This is a genomic window from Bacillus sp. 7894-2, assembly GCF_002272225.1.
Classification (GTDB): Bacteria; Bacillota; Bacilli; order Bacillales; family Cytobacillaceae; genus Cytobacillus.
In genome coordinates this window covers 1-20,093 of sequence record NZ_NPDG01000015.1, presented here as the reverse complement: position 1 = coordinate 20,093, position 20,093 = coordinate 1, and the positions used below count along the sequence as shown (strand labels likewise).

The 20,093-nt window shown below is 41.7% G+C and carries 18 protein-coding genes and 1 riboswitch; of the genes, 10 read left to right on the top strand and 8 right to left on the bottom strand.

Translation table 11 applies throughout. The features are described 5' to 3' along the window. Positions 1-147: 147 nt before the first annotated feature. The 3 genes from CHI10_RS03070 to CHI10_RS03060 all read left to right on the top strand — a co-directional run bounded on the left by CHI10_RS03070 (position 148) and on the right by CHI10_RS03060 (position 3,979). Complete coding sequence (locus CHI10_RS03070) at positions 148-2,316, top strand: beta-propeller domain-containing protein (RefSeq protein WP_095242838.1); 2,169 nt, start codon at positions 148-150, stop codon at positions 2,314-2,316. 146 nt (positions 2,317-2,462) lie between these two features. Continuing rightward, positions 2,463-3,467, top strand: a complete 1,005-nt coding sequence (locus CHI10_RS03065; RefSeq protein ID WP_095242836.1) for a DUF3231 family protein — start codon at positions 2,463-2,465, stop codon at positions 3,465-3,467. A 104-nt stretch (positions 3,468-3,571) separates the two neighbouring features. Continuing rightward, positions 3,572-3,979 (top strand): hypothetical protein, encoded by a 408-nt coding sequence (locus CHI10_RS03060; RefSeq protein WP_095242835.1) that lies wholly within the window; start codon positions 3,572-3,574, stop codon positions 3,977-3,979. A 34-nt stretch (positions 3,980-4,013) separates the two neighbouring features. Here CHI10_RS03060 and CHI10_RS03055 read toward each other — a convergent pair whose 3' ends face one another. Beyond that, on the bottom strand, positions 4,014-4,400 hold the full coding sequence (locus CHI10_RS03055; RefSeq protein WP_095242834.1) for a globin domain-containing protein: 387 nt from the start codon (positions 4,398-4,400) through the stop codon (positions 4,014-4,016). A gap of 200 nt (positions 4,401-4,600) precedes the next feature. On the opposite strand from CHI10_RS03055, the gene CHI10_RS03050 reads away from it, so the two are divergent. Further along, positions 4,601-5,428, top strand: coding sequence for an aldo/keto reductase (locus CHI10_RS03050; RefSeq protein WP_095242832.1), 828 nt, complete (start codon positions 4,601-4,603; stop codon positions 5,426-5,428). Between the two features lie 45 nt (positions 5,429-5,473). On the opposite strand, the gene CHI10_RS03045 is transcribed toward CHI10_RS03050, so the two are convergent. Continuing rightward, positions 5,474-5,674, bottom strand: a complete 201-nt coding sequence (locus CHI10_RS03045) for a hypothetical protein (protein ID WP_095242965.1) — start codon at positions 5,672-5,674, stop codon at positions 5,474-5,476. A 163-nt stretch (positions 5,675-5,837) separates the two neighbouring features. Here CHI10_RS03045 and CHI10_RS03040 point away from each other — a divergent pair, with 163 nt between their 5' ends. Continuing rightward, positions 5,838-6,410 carry a hypothetical protein gene (locus CHI10_RS03040; RefSeq protein ID WP_095242830.1) on the top strand — a complete coding sequence of 191 codons (573 nt, stop codon included), beginning with the start codon at positions 5,838-5,840 and terminating at the stop codon, positions 6,408-6,410. Between the two features lie 32 nt (positions 6,411-6,442). On the opposite strand, the gene CHI10_RS03035 is transcribed toward CHI10_RS03040, so the two are convergent. After that, complete coding sequence (locus tag CHI10_RS03035) at positions 6,443-6,751, bottom strand: hypothetical protein (RefSeq protein ID WP_095242828.1); 309 nt, start codon at positions 6,749-6,751, stop codon at positions 6,443-6,445. 156 nt (positions 6,752-6,907) lie between these two features. Here CHI10_RS03035 and CHI10_RS03030 point away from each other — a divergent pair, with 156 nt between their 5' ends. From CHI10_RS03030 to CHI10_RS03025, 3 genes are read left to right on the top strand one after another with little or no spacing between them, the layout of a single operon-like run. Continuing rightward, positions 6,908-7,417 (top strand): hypothetical protein, encoded by a 510-nt coding sequence (locus CHI10_RS03030; protein ID WP_095242827.1) that lies wholly within the window; start codon positions 6,908-6,910, stop codon positions 7,415-7,417. Beyond that, a complete protein-coding gene (locus CHI10_RS22195) occupies positions 7,414-7,563 on the top strand; it encodes a hypothetical protein (protein ID WP_179288936.1) in 150 nt (49 codons plus the stop codon). Before CHI10_RS03030 ends, CHI10_RS22195 begins: the two co-directional genes overlap by 4 nt. A gap of 25 nt (positions 7,564-7,588) precedes the next feature. Continuing rightward, complete coding sequence (locus CHI10_RS03025; RefSeq protein ID WP_095242825.1) at positions 7,589-7,924, top strand: DUF3889 domain-containing protein; 336 nt, start codon at positions 7,589-7,591, stop codon at positions 7,922-7,924. 94 nt (positions 7,925-8,018) lie between these two features. Here CHI10_RS03025 and CHI10_RS03020 read toward each other — a convergent pair whose 3' ends face one another. From CHI10_RS03020 to CHI10_RS03000, 5 genes are all read right to left on the bottom strand, one after another. Continuing rightward, positions 8,019-8,576 (bottom strand): HAD hydrolase-like protein, encoded by a 558-nt coding sequence (locus tag CHI10_RS03020; protein ID WP_095242824.1) that lies wholly within the window; start codon positions 8,574-8,576, stop codon positions 8,019-8,021. 87 nt (positions 8,577-8,663) lie between these two features. Beyond that, positions 8,664-12,110, bottom strand: a complete 3,447-nt coding sequence (gene metH / locus CHI10_RS03015) for a methionine synthase (protein WP_095242822.1) — start codon at positions 12,108-12,110, stop codon at positions 8,664-8,666. Next, the gene (locus CHI10_RS03010) at positions 12,103-13,953 is read right to left on the bottom strand and encodes a bifunctional homocysteine S-methyltransferase/methylenetetrahydrofolate reductase (RefSeq protein WP_095242820.1); all 1,851 of its coding nucleotides are present in this window, start codon (positions 13,951-13,953) and stop codon (positions 12,103-12,105) included. Before CHI10_RS03010 ends, metH begins: the two co-directional genes overlap by 8 nt. A 4-nt stretch (positions 13,954-13,957) precedes the next feature. Then, positions 13,958-15,142 carry a cystathionine beta-lyase gene (metC, locus tag CHI10_RS03005; RefSeq protein ID WP_095242818.1) on the bottom strand — a complete coding sequence of 395 codons (1,185 nt, stop codon included), beginning with the start codon at positions 15,140-15,142 and terminating at the stop codon, positions 13,958-13,960. Beyond that, positions 15,139-16,251 carry a methionine biosynthesis PLP-dependent protein gene (locus CHI10_RS03000; protein ID WP_095242816.1) on the bottom strand — a complete coding sequence of 371 codons (1,113 nt, stop codon included), beginning with the start codon at positions 16,249-16,251 and terminating at the stop codon, positions 15,139-15,141. Before CHI10_RS03000 ends, metC begins: the two co-directional genes overlap by 4 nt. Positions 16,252-16,326: 75 nt before the next feature. Beyond that, positions 16,327-16,443, bottom strand: a riboswitch (SAM riboswitch). Positions 16,444-16,635: 192 nt separating this feature from the next. Between CHI10_RS03000 and CHI10_RS02995 the strand changes: the two genes are divergently transcribed. Together CHI10_RS02995 and sucA are read left to right on the top strand one after the other, a co-directional pair. Then, on the top strand, positions 16,636-16,875 hold the full coding sequence (locus tag CHI10_RS02995; protein WP_095242815.1) for a hypothetical protein: 240 nt from the start codon (positions 16,636-16,638) through the stop codon (positions 16,873-16,875). A gap of 317 nt (positions 16,876-17,192) precedes the next feature. After that, positions 17,193-20,030, top strand: a complete 2,838-nt coding sequence (sucA, locus tag CHI10_RS02990; protein WP_095242813.1) for a 2-oxoglutarate dehydrogenase E1 component — start codon at positions 17,193-17,195, stop codon at positions 20,028-20,030. Positions 20,031-20,093: the final 63 nt, after the last annotated feature.

Genomic DNA, 20,093 nt, shown 5'->3' with positions numbered 1-20,093 from the left:
TAATGAAAACCTTCTTCCTCTATTTAATAAATAAAATTTTAACTCTGTCATCAAGAAAATACACTAATTTCAGAAAAAATTTTCTTGAAAAATTTGTAACTATTGGAAGAGGCAGCGCGTCAACTTACTTAAAAAGGGGTGTCTGTCATGAAAAATAAATGGCTTTTTCTTGGGTGTATCACATTATTCCTTATCATCCTTGTGTCTATATCATTCTTTAACAGATTAAAAATTGTGAGTACTCTGGCAGGAACTAATGAAGAATTAGTTGTTTTAAACAATAAAGTGTGGGATATTACATTCTCAAAAGAACTTAATCCGGATAGTGTTAACAATGCCTCTGTTTATATTCTGAATGAGAAGGGAGAAAAAGAGCAGGTAAGAACCTCTCTGAAAAACAATAATAAATCCATTGAAATTCAGCCGCCCGAGGAAGGATATAATCTGCATTCACCTCACTATACATTGGTGATCACCAATGATATTAAAACAAAGAAAGGACAAAATCTGAATAAATCAGTAAAAACAGCCTTTAAAGTTATTAATACATTGCCGGCAATCGGCTCAAGAAAAAAATTGAACAGTTATTTTTCAAAAATGCTTAAGGAAGAAAGGACTTTCTTTTCCGGAAGGGATATGGCGGTGAGCGAGGAGAGCAGCAGCGCAAAAAGCTCAGAAGATTCTGCAGGGACAGATTTTTCGGGGACGAATGTGCAGGTTACGGGTATTGATGAAGCCGATCTGATCAAAACAGATGGAACGCACATATATAAAATCTCCGAAAATAAAGTCCAGATTATCAAGGCAGTTCCGGCAGATAAAATGGAGCTGGAATCCCAGTTAACTTTTAATGGAGACTTTTCTCCCTATCAGTTATTTATAGAAGGCAGCCAATTAATCGTTTTGGGCCACAGTTATAAAGATGTACCTGAACACATTGGTAAGGCTTCTGCAGAAAAAATGATTGCACCTGCATTCCAATCCACAAAATCATTTGTTTATAATATCGAACATAAACAAAAACCAAAAAAAGTGAGAGAGGCAGACATTGAGGGAAGTCTGCTTGCTTCGAGGCTAATGGATGGAAAAGTATATTTAATTACAAGTTATCATCCCGACTATTGGATACTGGAAAGAAATGAAAATGCCGACCTGCGTCCCCGTTATTACGATACTGCCGAGAGTAAAGAGCAGCAAATCGTTGATTACAATGAAATAAAGTATTTTCCAGGTTCTCAAAATGCAAATTATACGAATATAGCTGTATTAGATTTAAAAGACGTCAGTAAACCATTAGCAGTCACAAGCTACTTAGGCAGCGGAAATGAATTTTATATGTCCAAAAATAATTTATACCTGGCAGCCACTCAATACAGTAATGAAATCATCGCCAACAGACAGATGCCACATCCGGATACGAGCATCTATAAGTTCAATATTAAAGACGGGAAAGTAGAATTCCAGACATCTGCGGAAATAAAAGGCACCGTTTTAAATCAGTTTTCTATGGATGAGTATAATGGGAACTTCAGAGTCGTGACAACCAAGGGGGAAGCCTGGGATGAACGAACTCCTTCATCCAATAACCTTTACATTTTGGATAAAAACTTTAAACAGATTGGTAAGCTTGAAGACCTGGCAAAAGGGGAGAGGATTTACTCTGCAAGGTTTATGAATGACCGGATTTATATGGTTACTTTTAAGGAAACCGATCCTCTCTTTGTTATTGATGGCTCAAATCCGGAAAACCCTTTTGTTCTCGGCGAATTAAAAATACCCGGCTTCAGCAATTACCTGCATCCTTTGGATGAAAATCATCTCATTGGCTTTGGTTATGATACAAAGATTAGTGGAGGCAAAGAAGCTGGCAGCCAGCCTCTTATTACAACGGACGGTGTTAAAATATCTTTATTCGATGTAAGTGATACAAGTAAACCTGTTGAAAAGGATACAGAAATAATCGGAGGCCGCGGCACCCACTCGACTTTAAACTACGACCATAAAGCGCTTTTCGTTGATAAAAAGAGGAATCTATATGGATTCCCCATTTCAATCTACCGGAATAAAGAAGGAAGCCAGTTTGAATCCATATTCGACTTCCAGGGTGCGTTAGTATACAAAATTACTGTCCAAAACGGAATAGAGCTTCAAAGTGAAATTACCCATCAGACAGAAAAAGCAATCTATGAAGAATGGGAAGATACAATCGAGAGGCTTATCTATATCGGTGATTACATTTATAGCATTTCACCTCAAAAAGTGGATGCCTATCATACAGATGGGTTTCAAAAAGCTGGAGAATTAAATTTAAATTAAGAGAACTGGCCTTCCGGCTGGTTCTTTTCTTTATAATACCGACCAATATAACATTGGAAATGAATTTCCATATCGTGGTATGAATTTGTTATTAATGGCTATTCTATAGTATATAACTATAATTTTACTAAATGGCTGGTGAGAATATGAACGGCAGCAGTATTCCTAAATTGATATCGTCCGAAATGGCCATGCTCTGGAATACCTATATAGCAGATACAGCAGCAGTCTGCTGCATAAAGCACTATATAGAAACAAATGAAGACCCGGATGTCCTGCCGGTATTGAACTATGCATTGACTATCGCAGAGGATCACATAGACGAAATTTCCTCACTCTTTACTGCAGAGGAATTTCCCATACCCGATGGATTCAATGAGCAAGATTTGCACATTGACGCTCCCAAGTTATTTTCAGACATAACCTATTTAAGATTTATGCATCATTTAGGCAGAACCGGATTGAATGCCTATTCCCTTGCTAAATCAGTTTCTGCCCGAGAAGACGTTCGCAGCATGTTTAAGAAATACTATGAACAAACCGAAAAACTCTTTGATATGGCAGCTGAGGCTATGCAGGAAAAAGGAATCTTCATTCGATCACCTTATATTGAATATCCTAAACAGGTAAAGTATGTATCAGACCATAGCTTCCTTGGCGGGATTGCAGGGAAAAAACGACAGCTGCTGGCTATCGAAATTGCCCATCTGGGCACCAATATCGAGTTATCCAATATTGCCAAAACCATGCTTCTAGCATTCAGCCAGGTAGCTAAGGAAAAAATGATAAGCAATTATTTCAAAAAAGGCTATGACATGAGCCTGGAGCATGTTGAATATTTTCTCAATGTCTTAAAAAATGACGATGTAGCCTATCCAAGCACATGGGATGGGTCCATTACAGACTCAACGGTCACACCTTTTTCGGATAAATTAATGATGTTTCTGATCGCCAGTATAACTGCTGTCGGGGTAATGGACTTTGGAATAGCAATCGGTGCAAGCATTAGAAAAGATTTGGCTATCCAGTATGCTAAAATGATGATCAAAGTCGGCAGTTTTGCAGACGACGGAGCAAAAATGATGATTGACAACGGCTGGCTGGAAAATCCCCCTCAATCACTTGATAGAGATGAACTCAGAAAAAAATAGCGGTGAAGCATTCTTTTAAAGGGAATGCTTCATTTTTTATGAGTGCTGCCCAATAATTGGGGTAATAGAATACTAGCTTAAAAAAAAGAAGGAGATGAAACTGAATGCATAAATCGATGCTTGCTTTTACTGCATGCATGATGCTGACAGCCTGCAGCGCGGGGGAAGAGAATAAAGATGAAGCGGCTAAAAAAGACAACAGCAGCCAGGAATACAATGAAGCCACAAACACAGAAGGTGAAAAGAAGCCACTCTCTATTGCCGAGCTGGATGAACGCATTGACGAGGGTATGAATATTGATACGTACTCTGCCGAAGTGCAGTCATGGGCTGAAAAGGGTCAGCTGGAAATGGAGGAAACAGTAGTCGTTGAAGATGAAAATACGTCATCAGCAGATATTCTTCAGCTTGCTGATGGATTTTTAGGAGTGGCATATGACGAGAAAGAAGTTACAGAAGTAAAAATGTTCCAGTCTGCAGAGCATGCAAAAGAATATTTTGAATCACTATAATGAATAGTGGACCTTCCAGACGGAAGGTCCACTTTCATTCAGGACTGTTTACCATAATTGCTGCAACTTGCATTAATCGATCATAGAAAAGGACAGATGCAGGATTTTGTTCGAGGCCCGTCTGCTGAAAGGCCTCCTTCATACAGGCCAGCCATCTTTGCGCTCTTAATGGTGTAATTTCAAATGGAAGATGTCTTTGTTTCATGGCAGGCGGGCCAAACTCCTGGCTGTAGAGAGGCGGCCCCCCTAGGAATTGCGTAAGGAACATTCTTTGTTTTCGCTTAATATCCTCAATATCTCCTTCAAAAAGAGGACTTAAAACGGGATCTGCATACACACGCGGATAAAACGCCTCAACCAGTTTTTCAATAGTTTCAGTTCCGCCTATTTCTTCAAAGAGTGATTGAAAATTTTGCACGATACTTCACCTGCCTGTAATTCATATATTTTATTGTCATTATATAGAAGTAATTCTAGCTTAAACGTGACATAAATCACAGTTTAAAATTATTCTTAGACAAACATCCGCCAAAACTTTCATTTTTAAGCATAAAATTTTGTTAAAAGAAAAAATTGTGAGAAAATTATCCAGTAATTCAATAGTTAAAATGAGGTGAAAGAATGGAAAATTTACATTCAGCTGTATCATTACATAACGGTGTCAAAATGCCTTGGCTTGGTCTTGGTGTTTTTAAAGTTAAGGACGGGGACGAAGTTGTCCATTCAGTTAAATCTGCCCTGAAAGCAGGCTATAAAAGCATTGACACGGCCGCGGTCTATGGGAACGAAGAGGGTGTAGGCCAGGCAATTAAGGAAGCAGGCGTACCTCGTGAAGAATTATTTATTACCACGAAAGTCTGGAATTCTGATCAGGGTTATGACTCAACAATCACTGCATTTGAAACCAGCCTTGAAAAACTTGGTCTCGATTATATTGACCTTTACCTGATTCACTGGCCTGTGAGAGGGAAATATAAAGAAACATGGAAAGCACTCGAAACTCTTTATAAAGAGAATAAAGTAAAAGCCATTGGTGTGAGCAACTTCCAGATTCATCACCTGGAAGATCTCATGAAGGATGCCGAGATAAAGCCGATGGTCAATCAGGTGGAGCTTCATCCTTTACTCAGCCAGTCTGAGCTTAGAGACTTCTGCAGAAATCAGGAAATTCAGATAGAAGCATGGTCACCGCTTGCACAGGGAGAGCTTCTTGAAAACGCAGCATTGAAGGAAATTGCCCAAAAGCACGGCAAATCGGTTGCACAGGTTATCTTAAGATGGGATCTTCAGAACGGAATTGTTACTATTCCAAAGTCAGTAAAAGAACATCGCATCATTGAAAATGCCGAGGTATTTGACTTTGAACTTTCTTCAGAAGATATGGACAAAATCAGCAGCTTAAATGAAAACAGACGAGTAGGTCCGGACCCTGACAACTTCGATTTTTAAATACGGAAAGAAACCGGCAGGCATACATAGCCTGCCGGTTTTCTTTTACTCCTCAAAATAATCCCGAAATTCTTCTGTATCCGTTTCAGTTTTATTCCTGTAGTAAGGATTATCTTCAGTCGAATTTTCCGGATCAAGATTGGTCTTTATGACAAGTGTTGGCCCCGTAGTATGTTTGGCAATCATCCGATCATCCAGTTCTTCGAAGTCCGGAAGCTTTTTGCTTCCTGGTTTTATTGGATCCATGGCTGCACCTCCCAATTCATAGCGTGCAATGACCAGGTACAATTTATTCATTAAATCCCCTTAAATACGAAAGAATGTTTGCACAGGCGGAAAAAAGGATATTAGGAATAAAACAATCTTTGTGTTATATAAACCCACCCAGGTTTTTGTTGGAGGAAGATAAATGAGTATTTTCGAGAACATTTTAGATATCCTGGAGAAAAAGGGGGCTATTTCTATCCCTTCTCTGCTGGACGAAATGAATAGGCCAAGTAATTTTCAGAGAACCGGCGCGAAGCCTGTTGAACTATCACATGTTAAATCAGTCATCAGCAGGAAAAGAGAGCTCTTTCATATTAAAAATAATATTGTCACGATTGACCCTGATAAAGAACCCATTCTTTTGAGTGTCAGCCTCGGCGGTTATCCCGGGCCATGGTATAAGATTGAAGTGGATTTCATCAATGGCCGTTTTGTTTATTTTGAATGGCATTTAAGTAATTTTTCATCAAGAAATGAGCTGCCGAAAGCGTCAGGAAGCATTGAAGAATTTAAAAAAGAATTATACCGGCTGAAAATTTGGAAGTGGCAGAAGGAATACAAAAACCCAGGGATAGTAATGGATAGTGTGACATGGTCTATAAAACTGGTTACGAAGGAAAATATTTTTGAGAGTCAGGGGATACAGTCTTTCCCTAATGGCTGGGAAAAGTTTTGCATGGCACTTACGAATCTGACAGGAAAATATATTTGTTAAAAAGCTGCTGCTGAAAAACCGGCTGCAGCTTTTTAGTTTTCTGAAACGATCTTCAGGACAAAGCTCTTATCTTTCTCATCAATATACAGGCAATATTCTTCTTCCTCTGTTATATCCAGCAGCTGCTGAAGTTCTTTGGGAATATGGATGGAGCCATTTTCAGAAATTAGCCTTTTATTGTGGGTTGATTCCAAATTGGCTCTTTCAATAATAATCTGATCATGATCGAATCGAAGATCAGCCAGTTTACCCGGCAAAAGGCCAAATTGGCTGCGCCACTTGCTCGGAAGAAGAATTTTACCCGTTTTGTTGAAGTTCTTGCACTTGTACATTGTCATCATGCTGATCAGCTCCTTCTATGCTTGTTAATCTATTACACATATTGGAACTTTCAAAACACGATTTTCATGCAATTTCGCAAAAAATTCATTGGCTCCCCTAAAAAGGATGAATAAAATTCCTGTAAATACAAAACCTTTAAAAAAAGGTGGGGTAAGATGAAAAAGAAGCTATATTTGGTGCTGATAATTCTCCTTTCCTGGCTGACTGTTCCATTTATAGGCAAAAAGGATTTTAAGCGATTTTATCCTGCTGCTCTGTTTATGGGGTTTTATGTATTAATAGAAGGGATTATTGCTGAAAAAAACAATTGGTGGACGATTAAGGAAAGATTTCATCCCAAGCTCAGTGGTGAACTGCCATTAGTTTTAGGACCTTTTTTTGCAGGGTCTATATGGATATTAAAATTCACTTATAGAAAGCCGTTGCTGTATTTACTTTTGAATGCTCTGGTCGATGCCTTTTTCGCCTATCCTTTTTATACTTGGTTCAAAAAGATCGGAATATGGAAACTTCGGCGCTTTTCACAAATGAAGCTGTTTATGCTGTTTTTGCTGAAGTCAATCTTCATGTATGTTTTCCACCTCATCTTTGTGGATAAAAAAACAATATCCAGGTTAGCGAATGGATTTAAAAAAACCTTTATGAACAGGGGAGTGGAGAGATGAAAATGCAAGAAAGAAAAGACGTTGCCTGTACGGATGATAAGGATATTCTTCATCATTTAATGGAAGAACAAATTGCTTATATCTGTGTGGAAGAAGAGGAAGAGCGGATGAAGGAAGAAACTATGAATAGTGTCGATGGCGATTAGGATACTTCCCGGAAAGAGGTGTATAATGAAGAAATTAATAATCAGTCTTATGGTAATGATGTTCATAACCGAATACATTCCCATCTCGACATTCGCCGGAGAAGTGTATGCAGAGAAACCGGAACCAGCCTATGCGAAGTGGGGCAGACTTGCTATGGAAACAGCAAAAGAGAAATACCCCAGGGCTAAAATCCTTGACTACCTGCATATCGGAAGAGAAAAAAGACAAACCACAGATATCGAAAGGTTTAAGCTATGGGTAGAGGATGGCGGCAAAGAATTCGGTTTATACATTGATATTGAATTTGATTCAAAAACGGACAGAGTTGTCAGGATCAATATGAGGAAATCAGCTAATTAGCTCACTCAGAAGCAAAGCGGGACTTCACCAAGGTGAAGTCCTGTTTCCTTTTATCGCAGTCTAACGGGCAGTAAGACCCCCACTGATTGAAGTTTCACTTTATCGCAACCTCAAATTTTGAATAACAATCAATCGAGAAGTCTGCATATGGATTATTGCTGCGGAAGGCACAGGTGCTGATGCCGATCTGTCTGGCAGGCATTAAATCTGTATCCTGGTCGCCAATGGCCAAATCAATATGATATCGCCGGTGAAGATATTCATAGGACTCCGGATGCGGCTTTAAAGAGAAACCATCAAATTCCGGGCAGATAACTTCTTCAAAATAGGAAGTAAGTTTCCAATGCTCCAGCAGTTCCTCCGTTGATTGCCGGTTACGGTGGGTGACAAGCACGTTAACATTATTTCGCTCTAATATTCCCCTTACATATGGAAACAATGGCTTTTCATCATGCATAAAAGTGGCTTCCATTTGACGGAAGTCAGCAATTTTTTCTGGAGGAACATCAAATTTCTGATAGGCTGTCCCGTTTTTCAGGGGCTTGAGCACTTCGTCAGGATCCAGCTTTTTGCCGGATATGCGAATAAAAGACTGAACCAAAGTGGGCCAAGTATCCAGAATCGTGCCATCTAAATCCCAGAGAACATTCATAATAATCTCCTCCTTGCTATGTATTCATTGTATAGGCTGTGAGGAGGCAAAGGCAACTACCCGGCCATTTTACCTGCCGGGTATCTATTATCTCAATACATTAAAGTATCTGGCTTCAGGATGGGCAAACACCATTGCAGATACAGAAGCCTCAGGTTCCATCATGCATTCTTCAGTAAGGTGAACACCAATATCCTCAGGCTGTATAAGCTTAAACAGCTTTTTCTGGTCCTCCAGATCAGGGCACGCTGGATAGCCATATGAAAAGCGCTGCCCCTGGTATTTCGCCGCAAAACGGTCCTTCATCGTCATTTCAACCGGATCCGGGAACCCCCAGCGATCGCGGATCTGGCGATGGATCAGCTCAGCAAGGCCTTCAGCCGTCTCCAAAGCCAGCGACTGCAGGGCATGGCTTTCCAGAAATCTGCCTTCCGCTTTTAAACTGTCTGCTATACCGCGTATTCCTTTCCCTGCTGTCACAGTGAAGAAGGAAACATAATCCATTTGATCGCTTTCTTTTGATTTAAGGAAATCTGCCAGACATAAGAATGGCTCTGTTTCCTGGCGTGGAAATTCGAATGTCTCAATGACCGTTTTTTCATCCTTAGCATAAATAATCACCTTATCTCCATCTGACTGGGCAGGGAAGAATTGATAAACTGCTTTAGGCTCAATCCAGCTTTTCTCATTTGCTTCAGCAATCAGTTCATCAACCAATGCGTTAATTTTAATGGCTTTTTCATCTTTTTCCGCAAGCAGCTTTTGCAGGTTTCCTTTTAAGCCAAGGTGATGGCCAATCAGCATCTGCTTGTTAATATACGGCTCAATATGCGAGAGGGAATAGGCTTTCAGCAAATGCCGTTTTAAATCTTTTGGAACAAATACAGGTACTTGTGTGCTTACTGTTGGTTTAGGCTTTACTGCAACCGCCACTGATCCGCGGTCATAAGGAACAGCATTTAGCGCTGCTGCCTGTTTTTGATCCTGCTGGATTCGCAGTTTCTCAGCTTCTTCAGGCTCCTGAAGCTGATTGGCTAAAGAGAGACCGTTCATAGCATCCTTGGCATACAGCACGAGACCGTCATATTCCTTGGAAATTTTAGTATCCGTAAATTTCCTTGAAAGGGCGGCGCCGCCAACTAAAATAGGAATATCAATTCCAGCCTGTTTCATGTCGTGTGCCGTTATGACCATCTGCTGTGCAGATTTAACAAGCAGCCCTGAAAGGCCAACCATATCCGGATTCTCACGCCTGATGTTTTCAATCAGTTCAGCAGGGGAGACTTTGATTCCCAAATCTATCACTTCATATCCATTATTGCTTAAAATAATATCCACAAGATTTTTCCCTATATCATGAACATCGCCTTTAACGGTTGCCAGGATGATTTTCCCCTTGGATGAAGATTGGGCTTCACCTTTTTCCATATGCGGTTCAAGATAAGCGACAGATGCTTTCATAACCTCGGCGCTCTGCAGAACCTCTGCGACAATCAGCTGATTATCATTGAACAATCTCCCTACTTCCTTCATTCCGTTCATTAAAGGGCCATTAATGATATCAAGCGGAGCAGGGTATGCCTGGAGAGCAAGTTCGAGATCCGGCAGCAGCCCTTCTTTTGTTCCTTCGAGTATATAATAGGCGAGGCGTTCTTCAAGTGTCATATCCGGAAGAACACTTTTGCTTTCTTTTTTCTTATCCCGGTAAAAATCAGTGAAAATGGCAAGTGATTCATCAGTAGTTTCAAATAGCAGCTTTTCAGCCATTAAAACCTCTTCCTTAGATATGGAAGCAAATCTTTCGAGTTTTTCTGTGTTCACTATCGCATAATCCAGGCCTGCCTGGGTGCAGTGATAAAGAAATACAGAATTTAAAATTTCCCTGCCGACAGGAGGAAGGCCGAAGGAAACGTTACTGATTCCCAAAATAGTTTGAACCTCCGGCAGAGCCTCTTTAATAAGTCTGATTCCATCTACCGTTGCCTTTGCAGACCCGATGTATTGCTCATCCCCTGTCCCGACAGGGAAGACGAGGGGGTCAAAAATAAGATCCTGAGGCGGGATATTATATTTATTTACAAGCAAATCATGAGAACGCTTTGCAATCTCAAGTTTACGTTCAGCCGAAACACCCATTCCTTCTTCGTCAATCGTTCCGACAACCACTGCAGCACCATAGCGGTGAACAAGAGGGGCAATCGCCTCAAAGCGTTCTTCGCCATCTTCCAGATTAATCGAATTTATGATGGCTTTACCCTGTGAATAGGTGAGAGCTTTTTCAATCACTTTTTCATCTGTTGAATCGATCACGAGCGGAACTTTGATTTTTTTAACTAATTCCTTGATGAAATTCTCAACATCCTGCATTTCTTCACGATCAGGATCTGCCAGGCAAATATCAATAACATGGGCACCGCCTTTTACCTGGGCACGGCCTATCTCTGCAGCTTCCTCGAACTTTCCTTCTGCAATCAGCCTTTTAAACTTGCGGGAACCAATTACATTGGTTCGTTCGCCGACCATTATGGGTCTTAAAGTTGGATCATCATAAATCAGAGGTTCAATTCCGGAAACTTTATGCAGGGAGTTCCCCTCATAATTCCTTGGCTTATAATCTTTAACCGACTCAGCAATTGCCTGAATATGTTCAGGTGTGGTTCCGCAGCAGCCGCCTACAATATTCAGCCAGCCTTCTTTGGCAAAACCCTCAAGCTTGCTCGCCAATGATTCGGGAGTTTCATGATACTGTCCTTCTTCATCAGGCAATCCTGCATTGGGATAGCAGCTGACTGCAGTGGATGCCAATCCTGATAGAGAACGGATATGGTCCTGCATGAATTCGGGCCCTGTCGCACAGTTCAGTCCAACTGCCAGAGGCTTCATATGTTCAAGTGAAATATAAAAGGCTTCAATCGATTGGCCTGCAAGGGTTGTGCCCATCGGTTCAATTGTCCCGGAAACAATGAGCGGCAGTTTTATTCCCGTCTTTTTTGATGCCTTTTCAATGCCGATAAATCCAGCCTTCACATTCAGCATATCCTGACTGGTTTCGAGGAGAAGAAGATCGGCTCCGCCGTCTATTAACCCTCTGGCCTGCTCTTCATAAGCTTCTATCATGTTTTCAAATGTAGAACCGCCGGTAACACTCAGTGTCTTCGTCGTTGGTCCCATAGCGCCTGCCACATATCTCGGCCATTCAGGAGTAGACATGCGGTCTGCAGCTTCTCTGGCAATTTCAACAGCAATTTTATTCAATTCATAAGCTTTTTCTTCCAGATCGTAATCTGCGAGAACAATGCTGGTTGCGCCAAAGGTGTTGGTTTCAATAATGTCTGCGCCGGCTTTTAAATATTCAAGGTGAATATGTTCAATAACCGATGGAGCTGTAATATTTAAATTCTCGTTGCAGCCTTCATATTCTTCTCCGCCAAAATCATCTGCTGTAAGATTGGCTCTTTGAAGCATGGTGCCCATTGCTCCGTCCATGATCAGGATCTTCTTTTTTAACTGCTCCTGCAGTGATGGTTTATGCATGCTGTTTCCTCCTTGAAAGCCGTTCGGTTGTCTCACGGGCATAGTTTGATAGCTCGACAGTCATTTCATAGCGCATAAATGGAGTGATAAGGTAAATGCCATTAAACAGCTCTGCCGCAGCATCGATCAGCGACTTGGCAATGGCAATGCCTTCAGCGCCAGCTCGTGCTGGATCATCCTTTAATGAAGCCATCCTGCTTCTAATACTGTCGGAAATTTTGATTCCCGGAACTTCATTATGAAGAAATTCTGCATTCCGGCTGCCGGTAAGAGGCATTAAGCCTATATAGACAGGTGCTTTTAAATCTTTCACAGCCTCATGAACCTCAAGCAGTTTTTCTTCAGAGAAAACAGGCTGCGAGATAAAATAATCCGCACCATGCTCCAGTTTCTTTTCGAGCCGCCCAACCGCTTTTTCCAATGAACGTACATTGGGGTTAAAAGCGCCCGCCACTGAAAAGGCAGCTTTATGGCCAAGGTCTTTGCCTGAAAACGATAATCCTTCATTTAACTGCTTGATCATACTGATCAATTCAAATGAAGAAACATCATACACAGAAGAGGCGCCTGGAAAATCACCGACACGGGCAGGGTCTCCTGTTACAGCAAGAATATCATTTAAACCCAGGGCATGAAGACCCATTAAATGGGATTGAAGTCCGATTATATTCCGATCCCTGCAGGTTACATGAACAAGAGGGCGTAATCCGGTCTGCTGCTTGACAAGATAGCCGAGTGCAGAGTTGCACACCCTTGGTGAAGCAAGGGAATTATCTGCAAGAGTTATAGAATCAATTCCAGCATCCTTCAATGCCTTTGCACCTTCGAAGAAGCGGGCAGTATCAAGCTTCCTTGGAGGATCCAGCTCAACAATTACCGATGGCCTTTCTCTGACAATATCCTGAAGAGGAGGGAGCTCTCTTAATGGTTCAGGTTTCTCTGAAACAATTATTTTATTAACTGCCTTTATCTCTTTTTCCTCGATTGGGGGAAGTCCTTTTAAAACGTCAGCAAACGCCTTGATATGGTCAGGTGTTGTTCCGCAGCACCCTCCAAGCAGGCGGATGCCCTGATTCCGGAATTCTATTGCAGACTGCCGGAAATACTCCGCGTCACCTTCATAGTGAAATTTCCCGTCCGTATAGGCTGGAATACTGGCATTTGGATAGGCAGATAAATAGGCATTCTTTGGCAAAGGCACACTTTCGAACGTTTTCAGCATATGATGGGGGCCTAGCCTGCAATTGATTCCGACAACATCAGCGCCCATTCCGTCAAGCTTTGTTAATGCATCTGCTATAGGAGTCTGGTTCTGAAGAACTCCAGCTTCCTGAAGTGAAACCTGTGCGATAATCGGCAAATCGGTTTCTTTTCTGACTATAGCGAGAACCGTTTCAAGTTCTTCAAGATCATAGTAAGTTTCAAGCAAAATACCATCTACATCCTCAAGCAGCAGACAATAAAGCTGCTCACGGAAACTTCTTTTTATTTCCTCCAGTGTAATCATGTTCGGTTTGAACCCTCTGATCCCGCCGATTGTACCGGCAACATATGAACGTCCCTCGGCAGCTTTTTTGGCAATCCGGGCTGCAGCACTGTTAATCTCTTTCACAGAGTCTTCAAGCCCATACCGCTGCAGCTTCAGATAATTCGCCGCATACGTATTGGTTTGGATCAACTCAGCCCCTGCGCCTATGTACGCTTCATGGATGTGCTGGATCTGTTCAGATTGCGATAGATTTAATTCCTCAAAACAACTGTCGGTGCCATAGGAATAAAGAAGAGTTCCCATCGCGCCATCTGCTATGATGATTTCATTCTTTAATTTATCCAGGAAACTCAAAGTATCACCCCCGCTGTAAAATGGATTGCTTTGTTTGTCCGGCAGCAGATAAAGCTGCCTTAAAATCTTCTATAATATCATCTGCGTTCTCCAGACCAACAGAAAGACGGAGAAGACTGTCTGTTATTCCGCGCTGTTCTCTTTCAGATGCAGGCATGGCTGCATGCGACATTTTGGCAGGGTAGGAGAGGATGGATTCAACTGCTCCGAGACTTACTGCAAAAACAGGAATTTTTGCATTTTCCACAAATACTCTCATCGACTGTTCATCTTCAAGTTCAAAAGATAAAACAGCACCTGCGTTCACAGCCTGCTTTTCCTGGATTTCATAGCCGGGATGTTCTGTAAAACCGGGATAATGAACCTTCTTTACTGCCGGGTGATCATGAAGGAAACGGGCAATCTTCTCAGCCGATTTCACAGACTGATCCAGCCTTACCTGCAGCGTTTTAATGCCTCTCAGGACAAGCCAGGCATCCTGAACACCCAGAATAGCTCCAAAGGAATTTTGGAGAAAAGCCAGCCTTGCACCTAATTCCGGATCCTTCACAACAGCTAATCCGGCAACGACGTCACTGTGTCCGGATAAAAATTTGGTTGCGCTGTGCAGCACGATATCTGCCCCTAAAGAGAGCGGTTTTTGAAGGGCAGGGGTCAGGAATGTGTTATCCACAAAAGTCAGCGCTCCATGCTGCCTTGCCAGTGAACTGATGGCCTGGATATCTGTCACCTTCAGCAGCGGGTTGGAAGGAGTCTCTACATAGAAAACCTTTGTGTTAGGGCGGATTGCTTTTTTTACTTTCTCAAGATTTGTCATATCAACAAATGTGTGCTCAATGCCAAAACGGGACAGGACTTCTGTTGTCATGCGATAGGTTCCGCCATAAACGTCTTCTGTAATGACCACATGATCACCCTGTGACAAGAGGAGGAATGCTGTGGAAATGGCAGCCATTCCAGAAGAAAAGGCAAACCCTCTAATCCCTTCTTCAAGCTCTGCAATTACTTCCTCAAGTGCTTCCCTTGTTGGATTCAGGCTGCGGCTGTAATCATATTTTCCGAATGCATCTATATCTTTTTGATGGAAAGTGGAGGCATGCTGGATCGGTACACTGACACCTCCTGTTTCCGGGTCGAATTTTTGATTATTGTGAAGCAGCTTCGTTTGAAATGTGTAATTCGTACTCATCGTACTGCCTCCTTTAAAACCTTTGCAAAAGCATGTTCAAGATCAGCCTTCAAATCTTCTGCATTTTCAATTCCAACCGAGAAACGCAGAAGCCTGTTACAGACTCCGGTTTCAATGCGGATCTCTTCAGGGATGTCCGCATGAGTTTGTGTTGCGGGATATGTTATAAAACTCTCGACTCCGCCAAGGCTTTCAGCAAAGGAGATAAGGGAGAGGTTCTGCAGAAAAGGATTCACCCAGGTTTCATCCTGGACCCGGAAAGATATCATGCCTCCCTTGCCTGGATAAAGAACATCCGTTACGGCATCGTGGTCTGATAAGAAAGCCGCTAATTCCCGGGCATTTTTTTCATGACGTTCCATGCGAAGAGATAGTGTCTTCATGCCTCTGATTAAAAGCCAGGAATCAAATGGGCTAAGGACCGCACCGGCAGCATTGTGGTTCATGGCCAGATCCTCACATAACTTTTTGCCTTTTGCGACAACTAAACCGGCAAGGACATCATTATGGCCTCCAAGATACTTTGTCGCACTATGGATGACAATATCAGCACCAAGCTTTAGAGGCTGCTGAAGAAGGGGAGTGTAAAATGTGTTATCAACAATCAGGAGAATATTATGCCGTTTCGCGATATCAGCTATCAACTGAATATCTGTCTCTTCCATCAGCGGATTTGTGGGAGTCTCCAGAAAAATAGCTTTCGTTTTTTCGGTGATTAATTCTTCAACATTTTCCGAAGTGCCCGTATTCACATATTTGCTCTGCAGTCCCCATTTTTTGAAGCCCTGTTCAAGCAGACGATAGGTTCCGCCGTATAAATCCTTGGAAACAATCCACTCATCACCTGATTTAAAGAGGGAAAGAATCGTAAGGATGGCAGCCATACCCGAACTGCAGGCATAGCCTTGATCGCCTTCTTCCAGATTTGCGATCGCCTTTTCAAGCAGCTGGCGGGTAGGATTGCCTGTACGGCTATAGTCAAAACCGGTTGACTGGCCAATGCCTTCATGCCGGTAGGCAGTGGAAAAGTATACAGGCGGATTGACTGCACCTGTTGCTGATTCGCTCCTGTTTCCAATTTGCGCTAATTTGGTGTCAATATTATACATGCTGGTAAACACTCCTTCTTTAAAATAAAAAAAAGCCTTCTATAAGAAGAAGACTTTTAATGTGAACAGCCATTCTTCTTATCTTTCAAGTTTTCTAAAAAACTTGCAGGAATTAGCACCTTTTCAATCAAAATACGATTGCTGGTTGCTGAGGCGTCGTCGGGCCTTACCCTCGACCTCTCTGGATAAGAAATCAATTATTAAATTTTCTCTAAACTTTACTACAGTAAACCGTTAATAGTCAACACTTTTTTGAATATTTCATGTATTGATTTTAAATGACTTCTTCCTGGCATAAACTGTTATAGGTAGATCGCTTTAAAGTTCAGAATATTTCCTTTATAATGATGATGAACATAATATTTTTCTTGGAGGGAAGCTTTTATGCAAGAACATAGTCACTGTCTTCACAGATTTGCCGAAACAGATGGGCCGGCGGTTTTCCGGACAATTGATGGCATTGAAGTGAATGTCGCCGGCAGCTTATTTCAAAAGTGTACAACTTGCGGACATTTTGATTTTCCCGTGGATACCAGAGAAGCTATTGAATCTTCCCTTAAAGAAAAGAGAAAAAATACCAATGAATCGAAACAAATCTATATAAACCTGGTAGAAACTTTTTAAAGCCGAAACCTTTCGGCTTTTTTTATATGTTCAGTTATTTCATATTTATAAATGTTTAACCTTTTACAAATCATTTTTTTAGAATAAGTAATTGCTAAAAAAATTTTTTAATAGTTTTCCACTATATTCATGTTTTTATCTTTGTACAACTAGATTTTACGTGTTAGAATAACTGTGGAAACGTTTTATCCTCTGAAAAATATTATTATTCATAAAAATGAATTTGTTAATCCCTTCTAATGATGGGTATTGTACTTTTAGAGAGCAAAAACGTATTGAATTATTCACTTACAAAACAGTTATGGAGGTAATTTTCCATGAAAAAGCCATCTAATGGTGAGGGACCTTTTGAACAGGGATTTCATGGCCCAAACCTTGGCTACGTTATTGAACTTTATGAAAGATATTTAGAGGATCCATCATCAATTGATCCTGAAATGAAAGAGTACTTTAAAAAAAATGGTTCCCCTCTTACGAGTGAAGGAACGGCGCAAATGGCTTCATCAGCAAATCAGCCAATGAATGCCGGACAGCTTGAGAAGACGCTCGCTGCTATTCGCCTGGCTGATACTATCCGCACATATGGCCACTTGGCTGCCGATATTTATCCGCTGGGTAACAATAAATCGGAAACTGCTTTATTTGAACTGAGCAAATATGGCTTAACTGAAAATGACTTAAAAGAGATCCCTGCTGGTGTCATTACTAAAGATGCCACATATCCTTTACGCAACGGACTTGAAGCAATTGAATTCCTGAAGAGCGCTTATATGGGACCCATTGCTTTTGAATTCCAGCATATATTTGATGAAAACGAAAAAGACTGGCTTCGCCGCAAAATTGGGGCCAACAGCCATAAGCTGTCAATGCAAAAGACGGAAAGACTGAAAGTTTTAAGAAGACTGACTGAAGTTGAGGAATTTGAAAAGTTCCTTCATAAAACCTTCGTCGGACAAAAGAGATTCTCCATTGAGGGTCTGGATACAATGGTTCCTTTATTGGATGAAATTGTTTCTGAATCTGTTTCGGATGGAGCAAAAACGATTAACATCGGCATGGCCCACCGCGGCAGGTTAAATGTTCTTGCCCATGTGCTTGGAAAGCCGTATGAAATGATTTTCGCGGAATTCCAGCATGCGCCGAATAAAGAACTGGTTCCTTCTGAAGGATCTATCGGCATCAATTACGGCTGGACAGGCGACGTGAAGTATCATCTTGGTCTTGATAAACAGATCAAAGATGAGAATACGACCATTGCCAGACTGACATTAGCTAACAATCCGAGCCATCTTGAATTTGTCGGTTCACTTGTTGAGGGCTACACGCGAGCTTCACAGGACAACAGAACAAAGGCCGGTTATCCTGAAGTAGATCCAAAAGCGGCTTTAGCCATTATCATTCATGGAGACGCAGCATTCCCAGGACAGGGGATTGTAGCAGAAACACTTAATCTCGGACAGCTGACCGGCTATAACACTGGCGGTTCGATCCATATCATTGCCAATAATACTATTGGGTTCACAACAGAATCATATGATTCACGCTCTACCAGATATGCAAGTGATCTGGCCAAAGGGTATGAGATGCCAATTATGCATGTTAATGCAGACGAACCTGAAGCAGTAGTTGCAGCGGCAAGAATTGCCTGCGAGTATCGTGCTAAATTCCAGAAGGATATCCTCATCGACTTAATCGGGTACCGCCGTTTTGGACATAACGAGATGGACGAGCCTATGACGACGAATCCTCTTATGTATAATATTGTACGCAAGCGGCCAACCGTGAAAGCGCTGTATGCTGAAAAGCTCTTAAATGAAAAGATCATCAGCAAAGAGGAAGCTGAAGGCGTCCATAATGAAGTACTGGAAAAAATGAAGGCAGCCTATGAAAAAGTCCCAAAAGAAAAGAAGGCAGCTGAGTTAACCGATCCTCCTGAAACTGTCGAAAAGGGTCTGCCAAAAATTAATACAGCCGTTTCAATTGATAAACTAAAGCAAATCAATGAAGAATTATTAAAATGGCCGGAGGATTTCAAGGTATTTGATAAACTCGGCAAAATTCTGCAGCGCAGATTGGAAGCGCTTGAAGGGGACGGCAAGATTGATTGGGGTCTCGCAGAAACACTGGCATTTGCAACCATCCTATCTGATGGCACACCTGTCAGACTGACTGGCCAGGATTCAGAGAGAGGAACATTTGCTCAAAGAAACGTTGTTCTGCATGATCATACAACTGGAAAAGCGTATTCACCTTTGCATAAGCTTTCAACTGCCAAGGCTTCTTTCGCTGTCCATAATAGCCCATTATCTGAAGCCGCTGTTGTAGGCTTTGAATATGGATATAATGTATTTGCTCCGGAAACGCTTGTTTTATGGGAAGCTCAATATGGTGATTTTGCCAATGCAGCACAGGTAATGTTTGACCAGTTTATTGCTGCCGGCCGTGCAAAATGGGGCCAAAAATCAGGTCTTGTCATGCTCCTTCCTCATGGATATGAAGGACAGGGACCTGAACATTCAAGTGCGCGCCTGGAAAGATTCCTGACTCTTGCAGCTGAAAACAACTGGACAGTTGCCAATCTTTCTTCATCAGCACAGTACTTCCATATTTTACGAAGACAGGCTGCCATACTTGGAAAAGAGGAAGTTCGCCCGTTAGTGATCATGTCTCCGAAGAGTCTGCTGCGCAATCCGACTGTCGCATCAAATGGAATTGAATTGAGCGAAGGAGAGTTCCGGTCTGTAATCGAACAGCCTGGTTTAGGCCAAAATCACGAAAAAGTGAAACGCATCATTCTTGGAACAGGAAAGATTACAATTGATTTAGCCGAAAGCCTGAAAAATTATCCGGATCAGGATTGGTTCCATATTTTACGTGTGGAAGAAATCTATCCATTCCCAATGGATCAGATCAAAGACATTTTAACCCGTTATCCAAATGTCGATGAAATTGTCTGGATACAGGAAGAACCTAAAAATATGGGTGCATGGAATTTCGTTGAACCTAGACTGAAAGAAATCGCAGGCAGCGATATTGATGTCACCTACATCGGAAGAAGACGCCGATCAAGCCCGGCAGAAGGTGACCCGACTGTTCATAAGAAAGAACAAGCACGCATAATAGATGAAACCCTATCGCAGTCTAACGGGCAGTAAGTCTCCCGCATTAACACTTAGATAAATAAATTGTAGACTTAGCGGGAGTCAAACTCCCCGTAC